16 protein-coding genes are annotated in these 14,346 nt (G+C 71.4%); 12 read left to right on the forward strand and 4 right to left on the reverse strand.

Translation table 11 applies throughout. From position 1 onward, the window contains the following. Positions 1-17: 17 nt before the first annotated feature. Entirely contained in the window at positions 18-779 is a 762-nt protein-coding gene (locus tag ACGFNP_RS45005; protein ID WP_393329143.1) for a hypothetical protein, read from the reverse strand. Between the two features lie 54 nt (positions 780-833). Between ACGFNP_RS45005 and ACGFNP_RS45010 the strand changes: the two genes are divergently transcribed. Genes ACGFNP_RS45010 through ACGFNP_RS45040 form a run of 7 tightly spaced genes read left to right on the forward strand, consistent with a single transcriptional unit; the run spans position 834 to position 7,212 of the window. Further along, entirely contained in the window at positions 834-1,835 is a 1,002-nt protein-coding gene (locus ACGFNP_RS45010; protein ID WP_358324279.1) for an AAA family ATPase, read from the forward strand. Positions 1,836-1,842: 7 nt separating this feature from the next. Next, positions 1,843-2,778: a DUF58 domain-containing protein gene (locus tag ACGFNP_RS45015; RefSeq protein WP_358324282.1), complete on the forward strand. Its 936-nt coding sequence runs from the start codon at positions 1,843-1,845 to the stop codon at positions 2,776-2,778. A gap of 54 nt (positions 2,779-2,832) precedes the next feature. Beyond that, positions 2,833-3,780: a VWA domain-containing protein gene (locus ACGFNP_RS45020; RefSeq protein ID WP_358324872.1), complete on the forward strand. Its 948-nt coding sequence runs from the start codon at positions 2,833-2,835 to the stop codon at positions 3,778-3,780. A gap of 11 nt (positions 3,781-3,791) precedes the next feature. After that, a complete protein-coding gene (locus ACGFNP_RS45025) occupies positions 3,792-4,382 on the forward strand; it encodes a methyltransferase (RefSeq protein ID WP_358324285.1) in 591 nt (196 codons plus the stop codon). Continuing rightward, entirely contained in the window at positions 4,379-4,918 is a 540-nt protein-coding gene (locus tag ACGFNP_RS45030; protein WP_358024687.1) for a TrmH family RNA methyltransferase, read from the forward strand. Before ACGFNP_RS45025 ends, ACGFNP_RS45030 begins: the two co-directional genes overlap by 4 nt. Before the next feature lie 36 nt (positions 4,919-4,954). Continuing rightward, entirely contained in the window at positions 4,955-5,755 is an 801-nt protein-coding gene (locus tag ACGFNP_RS45035; protein ID WP_358324288.1) for a glycerophosphodiester phosphodiesterase family protein, read from the forward strand. Positions 5,756-5,769: 14 nt separating this feature from the next. After that, a complete protein-coding gene (locus ACGFNP_RS45040; protein ID WP_358324291.1) occupies positions 5,770-7,212 on the forward strand; it encodes an MFS transporter in 1,443 nt (480 codons plus the stop codon). Positions 7,213-7,224: 12 nt separating this feature from the next. Here the strand turns inward: ACGFNP_RS45040 and ACGFNP_RS45045 are convergent, their stop codons facing one another. After that, complete coding sequence (locus ACGFNP_RS45045; protein ID WP_358324294.1) at positions 7,225-7,704, reverse strand: helix-turn-helix domain-containing protein; 480 nt, start codon at positions 7,702-7,704, stop codon at positions 7,225-7,227. 33 nt (positions 7,705-7,737) lie between these two features. Here ACGFNP_RS45045 and ACGFNP_RS45050 point away from each other — a divergent pair, with 33 nt between their 5' ends. Together ACGFNP_RS45050 and ACGFNP_RS45055 are read left to right on the forward strand one after the other, a co-directional pair. Then, the gene (locus tag ACGFNP_RS45050) at positions 7,738-8,250 is read left to right on the forward strand and encodes a nuclear transport factor 2 family protein (protein ID WP_393329147.1); all 513 of its coding nucleotides are present in this window, start codon (positions 7,738-7,740) and stop codon (positions 8,248-8,250) included. A 63-nt stretch (positions 8,251-8,313) separates the two neighbouring features. Further along, positions 8,314-8,961 carry a hypothetical protein gene (locus tag ACGFNP_RS45055; RefSeq protein ID WP_358324300.1) on the forward strand — a complete coding sequence of 216 codons (648 nt, stop codon included), beginning with the start codon at positions 8,314-8,316 and terminating at the stop codon, positions 8,959-8,961. Positions 8,962-8,991: 30 nt separating this feature from the next. Here ACGFNP_RS45055 and ACGFNP_RS45060 read toward each other — a convergent pair whose 3' ends face one another. Continuing rightward, positions 8,992-10,218, reverse strand: a complete 1,227-nt coding sequence (locus tag ACGFNP_RS45060; RefSeq protein ID WP_358324303.1) for an ROK family transcriptional regulator — start codon at positions 10,216-10,218, stop codon at positions 8,992-8,994. 83 nt (positions 10,219-10,301) lie between these two features. Between ACGFNP_RS45060 and xylB the strand changes: the two genes are divergently transcribed. The 3 genes from xylB (at position 10,302) to ACGFNP_RS45075 (ending at position 13,655) form a co-directional block, all read left to right on the forward strand. Further along, entirely contained in the window at positions 10,302-11,708 is a 1,407-nt protein-coding gene (xylB, locus tag ACGFNP_RS45065; RefSeq protein WP_393329149.1) for a xylulokinase, read from the forward strand. Next, on the forward strand, positions 11,705-12,862 hold the full coding sequence (gene xylA / locus ACGFNP_RS45070) for a xylose isomerase (RefSeq protein ID WP_358324309.1): 1,158 nt from the start codon (positions 11,705-11,707) through the stop codon (positions 12,860-12,862). Before xylB ends, xylA begins: the two co-directional genes overlap by 4 nt. Before the next feature lie 448 nt (positions 12,863-13,310). Further along, positions 13,311-13,655, forward strand: coding sequence for an RNA polymerase-binding protein RbpA (locus ACGFNP_RS45075; RefSeq protein ID WP_043625492.1), 345 nt, complete (start codon positions 13,311-13,313; stop codon positions 13,653-13,655). A gap of 95 nt (positions 13,656-13,750) precedes the next feature. Here the strand turns inward: ACGFNP_RS45075 and ACGFNP_RS45080 are convergent, their stop codons facing one another. Further along, positions 13,751-14,257 carry an FxsA family protein gene (locus ACGFNP_RS45080; RefSeq protein ID WP_358324311.1) on the reverse strand — a complete coding sequence of 169 codons (507 nt, stop codon included), beginning with the start codon at positions 14,255-14,257 and terminating at the stop codon, positions 13,751-13,753. Positions 14,258-14,346: the final 89 nt, after the last annotated feature.

Raw genomic sequence — 14,346 nt, forward strand, 5'->3', positions numbered from 1 at the left:
GCCGAAAAACCGGGAGATCAGAGCGGCGAGCCGTCTCCCGAGTCCTCACCGGGCGTCGGCCCCGGCGTGAGCTGCCCGCTCCTGCTCGGCGACGGCGTCTGGGTGGGCGAGGGCTGCTGCGGCTCCGGCGTGGCCGGCGTCGGAGGCGCGGTCGGCTGGAAGTTCGTCGGCGGCAGCGGCCTGGGCAGCGGCTCGTCGTCCGCCCTGCCCATGATCAGCAGCAGCGCGATCACCGTACCGAGCAGCAACAGCACGGCCAGCGCCATGGCGGCGAGCAGCACCCGCCGGCGCGTCTCGGTGAGCGGCCGGCGCCCGCTCGGCGCGCCCGGCAGGGCGGGCGCGCGGTCGGTCAGCCAGTACGGCACGAAGTCCGGGCCGTGCGCCTGTCCGATGAACGTGCCCCCGACCATCACCGGCTCCAGGAACCACTCGGCCCCCGGACGGCCCGGCACGAACGGCACGGCCACCCAGGGCGCCGTGCCGGTCTCCATCGACAGCACCTCCGGCACGCCGTCCAGCACCGCGGCGCGCGTCCTGGAGGCCCGGCCGAGCCAGCCGCGCGCGGGCGCGGCCTCGCGCACCGCGGTCACGAACCGTTCGCGGGCGGCGGCGTCGAAGGCGGCGCCGCGGGTCAGGAGGGCCAGCGAGACGGCACGCCCGTCCGGCCCCTGCCCGAGGTAGACGAAACCGGCCGGCGCGGAGTGCAGGCGGGCCTGCACCACGAACGGCCCCAGGTTGGGCGGATCTCCGTACTGCAGCGGACTGGCCACGTTTGCCATGAAAGCACAGACCGGCACCGTGCACGTTTGCGGGACGTTTGGTGGAATGGCGTCATGAGCGTCGCCGAAGATGTGCCAGACGAAACCGATGCGGCCGTGCTGCGTCAGACCCTTGACGAGGTCCGGCGGGTCATCGTCGGCCAGGATCACATGGTCGAGAGGTTGATCGTCGCCCTGCTGGCCCGCGGTCACTGCCTGCTGGAAGGAGTGCCAGGCGTCGCCAAGACCCTCGCCGCCTCTACCTTGGCCACCGTGGTGGGCGGCACGTTCGCCCGGATCCAGTTCACGCCCGACCTGGTGCCGAGCGACATCGTCGGCACCCGGGTCTTCCATCCGTCCAATGAGAAGTTCGACGTCGAGCTGGGTCCGGTGTTCGTCAACTTCCTGCTCGCCGACGAGATCAACCGCGCCCCCGCCAAGGTCCAGTCGGCGCTGCTGGAGGTGATGGCCGAACGCCAGGTCACCCTGGCCGGGATCACGCACCCGCTGCCCAGGCCGTTCATCGTGCTGGCCACCCAGAACCCGATCGAGTCCGAAGGCGTCTATCCGCTGCCCGAGGTGCAACGCGACCGGTTCCTGTTCCGCGTGCGGGTCCCGCATCCCAGCGCGCACGAGGAGCTGGAGATCCTGCACCGCATGAGCGTCACCCCGCCGGCGCCCGACCGCGTGCTGGACCCCGACCGGCTGATGGCGCTGCAGGAGGCGGCCGAGCAGGTCTCGGTCCACCAGCTCGTCGCCGACTATGTCGTACGCCTGGTCATGTCCACCCGCTCGCCCGCCGAGTACGGGCTGGGCGAGCTGGCCGACACCATCGAGGTCGGCGTCAGCCCGCGCGCCACGCTCGGCCTGGTCGCCGCCGGGCGCGCCCTGGCCCTGCTGCGCGGCCGCGACTACCTGCTGCCCGACGACGTACGCGACGTGGCCGTCGACGTGATGGCGCACCGGCTGATGCTCACCTTCGACGCGCTGGCCGACGGCGTCGATCCCGAACAGGTCGTCAGGCAGATCCTGCACGCCGTACCACCGCCCCTCGTCGTCTGGAACCAGAATCGATGAGCGGCCGGTGAACACAGCCGAGCAGGCGCTGCGGCGCCTGGAGCTGACGGTGACCCGGCGGCTCGACGGGCTGCTGCACGGCGCCCATCTGGGGCTGCTGCCGGGGACGGGCAGCGAGGCCGGCGACAGCCGCGTCTACGTGCCCGGCGAGGACGACGTGCGGCGGATGGACTGGGCGGTCACCGCCCGCACCACCGTGCCGCACGTCCGTGACCTGATCGCGGACCGGGAGCTGGAGACGTGGGCGCTGGCGGACCTGTCGCCCAGCATGGACTTCGGCACCGCCGACACCGACAAGCGCGATCTGGTGGTGGCCGCGGTGGGCGCGATCGGGTTCCTGTCCAGCCGGATGGGCGACCGGTTCGGGGCGCTGGTGCTGCACGACGAGTTCGTGCACCGGATGCCGGCGCGCACCGGGCGGCCCGCGCTGTACGGGCTGCTGCACTCGCTCATGGACGCGCCGCGCGGGCAGGCCGTACCTGACGCGCCCGACCTGGCGGAGGGCATCGACGTGCTGTCCGCCACCCGCAGGCGGCGCGGCATGCGGCTGATCGTGTCGGACTTCCTCGACGCCCGGCCCGAGCTCGACCCCGAGGCCGAACGGACGTGGGAACGACCGATCAGGCGGCTGTCGGCCCGCCACCAGGTGCTGGCGGTGGAGGTCATCGACCCGCGCGAGCTCGAACTGCCCGACGTGGGCCGGGTCGCGTTCGCCGACCCCGAGAGCGGGCACGTACGCGAAGTGCACCTTTCCCCCAAAGTACGCCGAGACTACGCAGAGGCGGCCGCACTGCAACGCGAAGGCACCAAGGCCGCGCTGCGCCGAGCCGGAGTGGCCCACCTGGTGCTGCGGACCGACAGGGACTGGGTGTTCGACGTGGCGCAGTTCGTCCTGCGTCAGCGGCGCATGGCCCACCTCGCCCATCGGAGGCCACGTGCGTAGTCAGGGAGTAATCGAACCGGGCGACAATGGTCCTATGCCGATGAAGGAGGCATGGTGACCTTTCTGTCGCCGGCGTGGTTGTGGTTGTTCGCGGTGGTGGCGCTGGTCGTGGTCGGCTACGTGGCGGCACAGTTCGCCAGGCGCCGCTACACCGTGCGCTTCACCAACCTCGCGCTGCTCGACCTGGTCGCGCCCGCGGGCCCCGGCTGGCGGCGGCACGTGGCGCCGCTGCTGTTCCTCGCCATGATGTCGCTCCTGGTCATCGGCGCGGCCAAACCGGCCGACCAGGTGAAGGTGCCGCGCGACCGCGCCACCATCATGATCGCGCTGGACGTGTCGCTGTCGATGGACGCCGACGACGTCCAGCCCAACAGGATCAGCGCCGCAAAAGCCGCCGCCCAGTCGTTCGCCAGGGAGCTGCCCGACAGGTTCAACGTCGGCGTGGTCTCCTTCGCCCGCTCGGCCAACGTGGTCATCGCCCCCACCACCGACCACCAGGCCGTTGTGACCGCGATCGGCAACCTGACCACCCGGCCGGGCACCGCGATCGGCGAGGCGGTGTTCAACTCGCTCGACTCCGTACGCTCCTTCGACCAGCAGGCCGCCACCGACCCGCCACCGGCCGCGATCGTGCTGCTGTCCGACGGCGACAACACCTCGGGCAGAGGCGTCAACGAGGCCATCGACGCCGCCCAGCAGGCGCGCGTGCCGGTCTCCACGATCGCGTACGGCACGCAGGAGGGCACCGTCTCCATCGACGGCAGGCCGGTGAACGTGCCGGTCAACAAGCAGACCCTGCAGTCGCTGTCCGACGGCACCAGCGGCCGGGCCTACACGGCGGAGTCGGGCAGCGAGCTGCGTGACGTCTACGAGCAGATCGGCACCTCGCTCGGCTTCAAGCTGGTGGACCAGGAGGTCACCCAGTGGTTCATCGTGGCCGCCATCGTGGCCGGGCTGCTGGTGGCGGGTGCCGCGGTCCTGTTCGGTGCCCGGATCCCGTAACGTTTTGCCACGTGGCCCACTACTTCTCCGAGCAGCCGCGGACCGCGAGCCGGCCGGGCTCCGTCGACCTGGTGCTGCCCGACCTGCACCTGCGGCTGGAGACCGACCGGGGGGTGTTCTCCCCCGAGCGGGTCGATCTCGGCACCCGCGTGTTGCTGGAGAGCGTTCCGCCGCCGCCGCAGGAGGGCGACCTGCTCGACCTGGGCTGCGGCTACGGACCGATCGCGCTGACCATGGCCTCGCGCGCGCCCGGGGCGACCGTCTGGGCCGTCGACGTGAACCGGCGCAGCGTGGAACTCACCGCGCGCAACGCGCAGGCCGCCCACCTTGACAAAGTAAGGTCACTGCATGTCGACGAGGTACCCGAAGACGTGAAATTTCGGGCTATCTGGTCTAATCCCGCTATCCGTATTGGCAAGCCCGCCCTGCACGAGATGCTCACCAGCTGGCTGTCCCGGCTGACGCCCGACGGCGTCGCCTACCTGGTCGTACAGAAGCATCTCGGCTCCGACTCGCTGCAGCGCTGGCTCGGCGAGCAGGGCTGGCAGGCCACCCGCGCGGCCTCCCGCGCCGCCTACCGAATCCTGAAGGTAACCCGATGAGAAGGCAGCTGCGCCCCACCGACGTCAAGCGGCTCAACCGCACCTGGCGCAGGAACACCTCCAACCGGCTGTCGCTGATCCTCGAGTCGGTCACCGGCCCGTTCAACGTCGGCTCGATCTTCCGCAGCGCCGCCGCGTTCGGCGTCGACCAGATCTGGCTGGCGGGCAACGCCACCCCGCCGACCAACCCCAAGGCGGGCAAGACGGCGCTCGGCACCGAGCGGCTGGTCACCTGGCACGAGCCGGTGCCCGCCGTCGACGCCGTGAAGGCCGCCCGCGAGGACGGCTACACCGTGCTGGCCATCGAGCTGACCGGCGAGGCCAAGCCCCTGCACCGGGCCGACCTGGCCCGCGACGTGTGCCTGGTGGTCGGCAGCGAGGACCACGGCTGCTCGCCCGCCCTGCTCGACTCCGTCGACGGGGTCTGCTACATCCCGCAGGTCGGGCGGGTCGGCTCGTTCAACGTCTCGGTGGCCGCCGCCATCGCGCTGGCCGAGGCCCGGCGCCAGGAATGGCAGAATCTCGCTGATTCGTAACCTTATTGTTCATCCACGGAAGGCATACTTCAGGACGTGCTCAGCCGCCGCTTCGCGTTTCTCGATCATCCGGGCCCACTGGCCTTCGCGCACCGCGGAGGCGCCGCCGAGGGCTCCGAGAACTCCGCCGCCGCCTTCGAGCAGGCCGTGAGGCTGGGCTATCGCTACCTGGAGACCGACGCGCACGCCACCGCCGACGGAGTGCTGCTCGCCTTCCACGACCACACGCTCGACCGGGTCACCGACCGGCGCGGCCGCATCTCGGAGCTGCCCTACAGCGCGGTCAGGCAGGCGCGCATCGACGGTGTGCACGAGATCCCGCTGCTGGAGGACCTGCTCGGCGGCTATCCGGAGATCCGCTTCAACATCGACGTGAAGGAGGCCGCCGCGATCGCGCCGCTGGCCGAGGCGGTCCGGCGCACGGCGGCCTACGACCGGATCTGCCTGACCTCCTTCTCCGACGAGCGCCTGGTGCTGGCCAGGGCCGCGCTCGGCGGGGAGGTCTGCTCGGCGCTCGGCCCGCGTGGCGTCGCCGCGCTGCGCGCCGCCGCGGCCACCTCCGGCTACGGCCGGCTGCTGGCCCGGCTGAAGCGCTCGGGCGTGCCCTGCGCGCAGGTGCCGGTGGGCTTCCGCGGCCTGAAGGTCACCACCCACCGCCTCATCCGTACGGCGCACGCCATCGGCATGCAGGTGCACGTGTGGACGATCAACGACCCCGTCCGCATGGAACACCTGCTCGACCTCGGCGTCGACGGCATCATGACCGACAACGTCACCGGCCTTCGCGACGTGCTGGAGCGTCGCGGCCTGTGGCATCCCGGCCGCATGGCCGCATAGGAGCGACACGACACATGCCCGTACCCGCACCCCCCGCGGCTCCCGACGACACCGCCGACTCTCCCGCCGCACGCAGGCGCGAACAGCGCGGCTGGTACATCTACGACTGGGCCAACTCCGCCTTCTACACCACGATCATCTCGGTCTTCCTCAGCCCGTACCTCATCTCCGTCGCCAAGACCGCGGCCTGCGCCAAGGACTTCCCCTCGGTCGCGCCCGCCACCTGCTCGACCGACTTCGACAAGCTGGCCGAGGCCCACCCCGGCCTCGGCTACGTCGACGTGCTCGGCGCCGACATCAGGCCGGCCGCGTTCTTCGGGCTGATGCTGACCGTGTCGGTGCTGCTGCAGATCGTCTGCCTGCCGATCGTGGGCGCGCTGGCCGACCACACCGGCCGCAAGAAGGAGATGCTCGCCACCTTCGCCTACCTGGGCGCGCTGGCCACCGCGGGCCTGTACTTCCTCGAAGGCGACCGCTACGTGCTGGGCGGGGTGCTGTTCATCCTGGCCAACCTGGCCTACGGCTCGTCCGTCGTGGTCTACGACTCCTTCCTGCCGCAGATCTCCACCGCCGAGGAACGCGACCGCGTCTCCTCCCGCGGCTGGGCGATCGGCTACCTGGGCGGCGGCCTGCTGCTGGCGCTCAACCTGGTGCTCTACCTCAACCACGAGGGGCTGGGGCTGGCCGAGGGCATGTCGGTGCGGATCAGCATGATGTCGGCGGGCCTGTGGTGGGCCATCTTCACGATCGTCCCGCTCCTCCGGCTCCGCAACCGGCCGGTCCCGGCCCACGAGAGCACGGCGCTGCGCTCGGTCGGCGGCAGCTTCAAACAACTCGGCCGGACGCTCAGCGAGCTGCGGCGCTATCCGCTGACGCTGTTGTTCCTGGTGGCCTACCTCGTCTACAACGACGGCGTGCAGACCGTCATCGGCAACAGCTCGGCCTTCGCCTCCGAGGCGCTCAAGCTGAGCAAGGAGACGCAGATCAGCGCCATCCTCATGGTGCAGTTCGTGGCGTTCTTCGGGGCGCTGCTGATGGGCCTGCTGGCCCGCCGGTTCGGCACCAAGAACACGGTGCTGGGCAGCCTGGTCGTGTGGACGGTGATCGTGATCATCGCGTACTTCCTGCAGGAGAAGGCCGCCCTGCAGTTCTACCTGCTGGCCTTCGCCATCTCGATCGTGCTGGGCGGCACCCAGGCGCTGTCGCGCTCGCTGTTCTCGCTGGTGATCCCGAAGGGGCGGGAGGCCGAATACTTCAGCCTGCTGCAGATCAGCGACAAGGGGTCGGCGTTCATCGGCGCGCTGACGGTGACGATCGCGGTCCAGCTCACCAACAGCTACCGGATGGCCATCATCTCGATGGTCGTCTTCTTCATCGTGGGGTTCGTCCTGCTGGCCATGGTCAACCTGCCCAAGGCCATCCGCGACGCGGGCAACGAGGTTCCGGCGCGCATCTGACCCCCAGGATCGTCAGGCCTCGGCGGCGAGGACCATCGTGCCCGGGCCCTGGGCGGCGCCCGGGCCCCGGACGGCCCGCACGCTCTCCGCGTCGGCCTCGCCGCCGCAGTGCGGGCACGTCACCACCGGCGTGAACCGCTCGCCGCAGGAGTGCACCAGCAGTGCGGGCGGCCCGCCGGGCGGAGTCGCCCAGCGGTCCCCCCAGGCCATCAGCGTGAACAGCGCGGGCACGACGTCGCGGCCCGCCTCGGTCAGCACGTACTCGAAGCGCACCGGCCGCTCCTGGTAGGGCAGCCGCTCCACCACTCCCGCCGCCACCAGGTGCTCCAGCCGCCGGGTCAGCAGGTTGCGCGAGATGCCCAGATCCTCCGCGAGGTCGTCGAACCTGCGCACCCCCAGGAACAGATCCCGCAAGATCAGCGGCGTCCACGGCTCGGCCACCACGCCGACGGCCTGGGCGATGGAGCAGTGCATGTCCCCGAACCTGTTCACGACCCCAGCATAGTGGGTTGATATTGTGAACTCATGTCAGTTCACATTCAGGACTCACCCGCCCGCGCCTACCGCGAAGCCGGTGAGGCGAAGAACGTCGACGCGATCATGTCCACCCTGGCGCCGGACGTGGTCTTCCACTCCCCGCTCAGCGCCACAGCGGGCTTCCACGGGTACGAGCAGGTGCGTGAGCTGTTCACCGCGGCCATGGGCGCCCTGAGCGACCTGCGCTACCACACCGACGTGGGCGACGAGCGGACGCGCATGCTCGCCGCCACCGCCCGCCTCGGCCGCCAGGAGATCGAGGAGTCGGTACTGCTGCACCTCGACGACCAGGGCTTGATCAAGGAGATCACCATGTGGATCCGGCCGTTGCCGGGCCTAACCGCCATGATGGCCGCCCTCGGCCCCGCCCTGGCCAGAGCGACGGGCAAGCCGGGCCTGCCGCTGCTGGTCAGCGCGGCCACGAAGCCGCTGGTCGCGATGACCCGCCTCGGGGACCGCACCCTGGTTCCCCTGCTCACGAAACGAGAGCACCGCTCTTGACATCGTCGCTCCAAAGAGAGAGCATTGCTCACAGAAAAGAGCAATGCCCTTCTCCTTGGAGTCATGATGAACACCCGGCTGACCTCTGCGGCCTTCGCCGCCGGTGGCGTGCTTTTCCTCATCTACCCGGCCGTGCGGCCGTCCACTGACGACGCGGCCGCCATGGCGTCGGGCGCGTGGGTGGCCGGCCATCTGGCGGCCATGATCGGCTTCATCCTCGCCGGGCTGGCCGTCCTGGGCCTGCACCAGGTGCTGGGCGACCGGCTGTCGCTGCGGGCGGCGGTGGTGACGTGGATCGGCGCGGGCCTCACCCTGCCCTACTACGGCGCCGAGGACTTCGGGCTGAACGTCATCGCCCGCCGCTCGCTGCGCGACAACGCGCCGGCGCTGATGGAGCTGGCTCAGGAGTTCCGGTACGGGCCGGTCGCGGTGACCATGTTCGCCGCCGGGCTCGCGCTGCTGGGCGTGGGGACGGTCATGGCCGCGGTCGCCGTGTGGCGGTCCGGAGCGGTGGCCCGGTGGAGCGCGGTGCCGTTCGCGGTGGGGTTCGCGCTGTTCATCCCGCAGTTCTTCGGACCGTACTCGCTGCGGGTCGCGCACGGCGCGCTGATCGCCGTCGGCGGCCTCTGGCTGGCCGCCGAGCTGTGGCGCGCCGGGGGCCGGGCCCGATCCGCGACGCCGGCCAGGCGGCCCGCGACCGCCGATCGGTGAGCCGCGTGATCGGCGGGACCCATTCGCGCGCTACGAGGGCAGCAGCAGGGCCGGGTGGCCGATGACGCGTTCGATCACCACCCCGGCCGCGCCGAGCACAGCGGCGTTCCCCGCCAGCTCCGAGGCGACCACCGGCGGCACTTCGGTGCGCAGCGAGCCGCCCCCCTCCGCCAGAGCGGCTTCCACGGCCGGGCGGATCCAGGGCGCGAGCGGCGAGAAGATGCCCCCGAGCACGATCGCGCCGGGGTCGACCAGGTTGACGGCCGAGGCCAGGGTGGCGCCGAGCGCCCGGCCCGCTCCGTCGAGCGCGGCCAGGGCCCGCGGGTCCGAGCGTTCCAGCAGGGCGATGAGCGCCTTGATCGGGCCGTCCGGCTTGGCGGCCGTGGTCGCCGTGACGGCGGGCAGCCCGGCGGCGCGCAGGATGGCGTCCTGACCGGCGCTCTGCTCCAGGCAGCCGCGCCCGCCGCAGGTGCACGGCGCGCCACCCGGCTCCACGATGAGGTGGCCGAGCTCGCCGGCGAACCCGTGCGTGCCGCGCAGCACCTGACCGTCCATGACGATGCCGGCCCCGATCCCGATCTCACCCGAGACATGGATGAAGCCGCCGTGCCGCGCGCCGTCGCCGAACCACAGCTCGGCCAGGGCGGCCAGATTGGCCTCGTTGTCGTGGCCCGCGGGGATCGGGAGGTCGGGCAGGGCGTCGTGGAGCAGGGCGCTGACCGGGACGTCGGTCCAGCCGAGGTTCGGGGCGCGGCGGACCAGGCCGTTCTCCCGGTCGAGCAGGCCGGGGACGGCGACCGTCGCGCCCGCCACGTTCAGGCCCTGCCCGGCGGCCGCGGCGACGGCCTCGGCGGCCAGCCGCCCCAGCGAGGCGATCACCGCCTCGGGCGACCGGCCCCGGTTGTCGAAGGTCACGAGCTGGTGGTAGCGAGTACGCCGGCCCAGATCCAGCACGCACGCGGCGAGGTAGTCGACGTTGATCTCCAGCCCGAGCGCGGCGGCGCCGTCGCCGTTGACCGAGACGGCGATCCCGGGCCGGCCGCGCTCGCCGTCCTGCACCAGCGCGCCGTCCTGGACCAGCCCGGCGCCTTCGAGCACCGCGAGCAGATTGGAGACGGTGGTCTTGGTGAACCCGGTGTGCTCGGCGAGCCGGGCACGGGTGACCGGCTGGCAGCGCACGACCTGCTCCAGCATGACGGCGAGGTTGCGTTCGCGCATCGTCGCGTGCCGGAGCGGCCCTTCCCTGGATTTTGTCACGATCTAAGACTAATGGGTCTTCCTGGCGATTCGCCGGTCTGTTACGCTATTTAATCCATACAGTTTACTAATATGGAGTCCGGGTGACAGAGGCACTGGTGGCCGGGGTCGACTCCTCGACTCAGTCGACCAAGATCGTGCTGTGCCGGGCCGGTGACGGCACGGTGGTCGACGAGTTCGCGGCCCCGCATCCCGACGGCACGGAGTGCCATCCCAGCCATTGGGAGAGCGCGCTCGACAAGGGGCGGCACCTGCTGGAGCGGGCCGCCGCGGTCGCGGTGGCGGCCCAGCAGCACGGCATGGTCGCGCTCGACGGCGCCGGCGAGGTCGTACGGCCCGCCCTGCTGTGGAACGACACACGGTCGGCGCCGCAAGCCACGCGGCTGACCGGCGAGCTGGGCGGTCCCGCCCGGTGGGCCGAGCTGACCGGCAGCGTGCCCGTGGCCTCGTTCACGGTCACCAAGCTCCGCTGGATGGCCGAGCAGGAGCCGGAGCTGGCCGCCCGCACCGAGGCCGTGCTGCTCCCCCACGACTGGCTGACCTGGCGGCTGGGCGAGCGCCGCGAGCTGACGACCGACCGGGGAGACGCCTCGGGCACCGGATACTGGTCCCCGGCGACGGGGGCGTACCTGCCCGAGTTCGTCTCGGCCGCGATCGGGCGCGAGATCGAGCTGCCGCGCGTGGCCGCGCCGAACGAGATCGTCGGAGAGCTGCCGGGCGGCGCCGCGATCGGGCCCGGCACCGGCGACAACATGGGCGCGGCGCTCGGGCTCGGGCTGCTCCCCGGCGACGTCGCGGTGTCCGTCGGGACCTCGGGCACGGTGTTCGCGGTGAGCGAGGTGCCCGCCGCCGACCCCTCGGGGATGGTCGCCGGGTTCGCGGACGCGACCGGCCGGTTCATGCCGCTGCTGGCCACGCTCAACGCGGCCAGGATCCTCTCCTCGGCGGCCTCGATGATCGGTTGCTCGCTGGCGGAGCTGTCGGAGCTCGCGCTGGCCGCCCCGCCGGGCGCCGGCGGGCTCACGCTGCTGCCCTACCTGGACGGCGAGCGCACCCCGAACCGCCCGGACGCCTCCGGCACGCTCAGCGGCCTCACCACGCGCAACGCCACCCGCGAGAACCTCGCGCGCGCGGCCGTCGAGGCGCTGCTGTCCTCCCTGGCCGACGCCATCGACCACCTGGCCGAGCAGGGCGTACGGCCACGCCGCGTGCTGCTCATCGGCGGCGGCGCCAAGTCCGAGGCGGTGCGCCGCATCGCCCCCCAGATCTTCGGCATGCCGGTCGCCGTCCCCGCGCCCGCCGAATACGTGGCGCTCGGCGCGGCCCGCCAGGCCGCCTGGGCGCTGGCCGGCACGCCCGCACCGCCCGTCTGGTCGGCCCAGCCGGTCCAGGAGTACGACGGGCCCCCCACTCCCCACGTCCGTGAGCAGTACGCCGAGCTGCGCGATCGTACGGCCGGCTGGCAGCACCACCGAGAGGAACAACCATGAGCGAAGACCTGTACACGCCCACCCGCGAGGACCGTTTCTCCTTCGGCATCTGGACCGTCGGATGGCAGGGCGTCGACGTGTTCGGCCCGGCCACCAGGGCGCCCATGCCCGCCGAGCGGGCCGTGCACAAGCTCGCCGAGATCGGCGCGTACGGGGTGAACTTCCACGACAACGACGTCTTCGACTTCGACGGCCACGACCGGGACGAGCGGGTCGGCGCCTTCCGCAAGGCGCTGGAGGAGACCGGCCTGGTGGTCACCACGGCGACCACCAACCTGTTCTCGCACCCCATCTTCAAGGACGGCGCCTTCACCTCCAACGACCGCGACGTGCGCCGGTTCGCGCTGCGCAAGGTGATGGACAACATCGACCTGGCCGCCGAGCTGGGCGCGCAGGTGTACGTGTGCTGGGGCGGCAGGGAGGGCGCGGAGTCCGGCGCGGCCAAGGACGTCAAGGCCGCCCTCGACCGCTACAAGGAAGCCTTCGACGTGCTCGGCGCGTACGTGCTGGACCACGGCTACGACCTCAAGTTCGCGATCGAGCCCAAGCCCAACGAGCCGAGGGGCGACATCCTGCTGCCCACCATCGGCCACGCGCTGGCGTTCATCAACGAACTGGAGCACGCCGAGCTGGTCGGGCTCAACCCCGAGGTGGGCCACGAGGAGATGGCCGGGCTCAACTACGCGCACGGCATCGCGCAGGCGCTGTGGCACGGCAAGCTGTTCCACATCGACCTGAACGGGCAGAACGGCCCGCGCTACGACCAGGACTTCCGCTTCGGCGCCGGCAACGCCCGGGGCGCCTTCTGGACCGTCGACGTCCTGGAGTCCAACGGCTTCTCCGGCCCCATCCACTTCGACTTCAAGCCGCCGCGCACCGAGGACGACGAGGGCGTGTGGGTGTCGGCGGCCGCGTGCATGCGCAACTACCTGATCCTGCGCGAGAAGGTGCGGGCCTTCCGCGCCGACCCCGAGGTCCAGGAGGCGCTGCGGGCCGCGCGGCTCGACGAGCTGTCCGTGCCGACGCTCGCCGCCGGGGAGAGCTGGCGCGACGTGCGCTCGTTCACCCCCGACATCGACACGCTCGCGGCCCGCGGCGCCGCGTTCGAGCACCTCGACCAGCTGGCCATCGAGCACCTGTACGGCGTGCGCTAGCCGACCGGCTTCCCTCCGGTGGGCGCTGGGCGCGCTCGCCGGGCTTCTCCCCCGCCGATGGCCACTCGGCCCTCGGCGGCGGACGGCGGCGATCAGCCAGACGCACTCCGCTGCCGGTGCCGGTCGACGCCCACGAACAGGGTGGGTCTGCTGCCCCACGTGGTGCTCGTCGGCGGCCGGGCGGAGTAGGTGCGCCTCGACGTCGCTCCAGAGGGCGCGCGGAGGCCGCCTTGCGGTCGGGCCGATTCACGGATCGTCCCTGGAACGACCCTTGCCTTCACGTGGCCCGGAAGCTCCGGAACGCCGACGGAAGCCCGGCTGCGGGCAACTCCTCGGGGTGATAGCGATTGGATCACCCCACATGGGGGAATCCCATCACGGTACCAAGCGTTAGACACCGTGGGAGACAGACCCCTCACGATGGGGGCCCTGTAGGAGGCATTTAAACATGGGCGAGCGCGCGCTTCGTGGCACCCGGCTCGGGGCAACCAGCTACGAGAACGACCGTAACACGGATCTGGCCCCGCGCCAGGAGGTGTCCTACACCTGTCCCAAGGGCCATCGCTTCGAGGTTCCGCTTGCCGCCGAGGCGGAGATTCCCGCGACGTGGGAGTGCCGCATGTGCGGCGCGACCGCGGTTCGGGTCGACGGCGAGCAGCCGGAGTCGAAGAAGACGAAGCCCCCGCGGACGCACTGGGACATGCTCCTGGAGCGACGGTCCATCGAGGACCTGGAAGAGGTGCTCAACGAGAGGCTGGCCGTACTTCGGGCCCAGCGTCGAAAGAGCGCCTGACACCTTCTCACGGTGAAAGCCCCCGGGCGAGATGCCCGGGGGCTTCGCAATGCCCTGACGCGCCGTCGCGGAGGACCCAAGTCGCCGAGGCTCGGTCAGGAAGGCTCGCGGTCTTCCCTGATCACCTCGCCGTGCACCACACCACCACGCCCGCCGATGTGCCCGCCCAGGTGCCCGTCGGCGGGGCCGCCGGACGACGGTGGGAAGAGGTTCGCGTACGGCGAGGCCGCCGCCATCCTCTTGACCCGGCGGTCGAAGAACCACGACACCAGGCGCCGCATCGCCGGCCGCGTGAACGGCAGCACGCACAGGAACCCGAGGACGTCGCTCAGGAACCCCGGCGTCAGCAGCAGCGCGCCGCCCACCAGGATCAGGCCGCCGTCGGCGAGCTCCTTGTCGGGCATCCGGCCGGACTGCAACGCGTCCTGCAGCGCCCGCCACGCCCTGCGCCCCTCGCGGCGCACCAGCCACGCGCCCAGCAGGCTGTCGGCGATGAGCAGGGCCACGGTCGTCCAGCCGCCGATCGCCGAGCCCACCTGGATCAACAGCCAGATCTCCAGCACCGGGACGATCAGGAAGGCCAGGAAAAGCAGGAGCCGCATCGTCTTCCCCATTCCGCGCACGCGACGTCTGTAGAACGCGTATAAGACCGCTTATGTAGGGACAACGCCCCGCGTCCCCGAACCGTTCC

It is taken from the genome of Nonomuraea sp. NPDC049269 (genome assembly GCF_043197155.1).
GTDB lineage: Bacteria > Actinomycetota > Actinomycetes > Streptosporangiales > Streptosporangiaceae > Nonomuraea.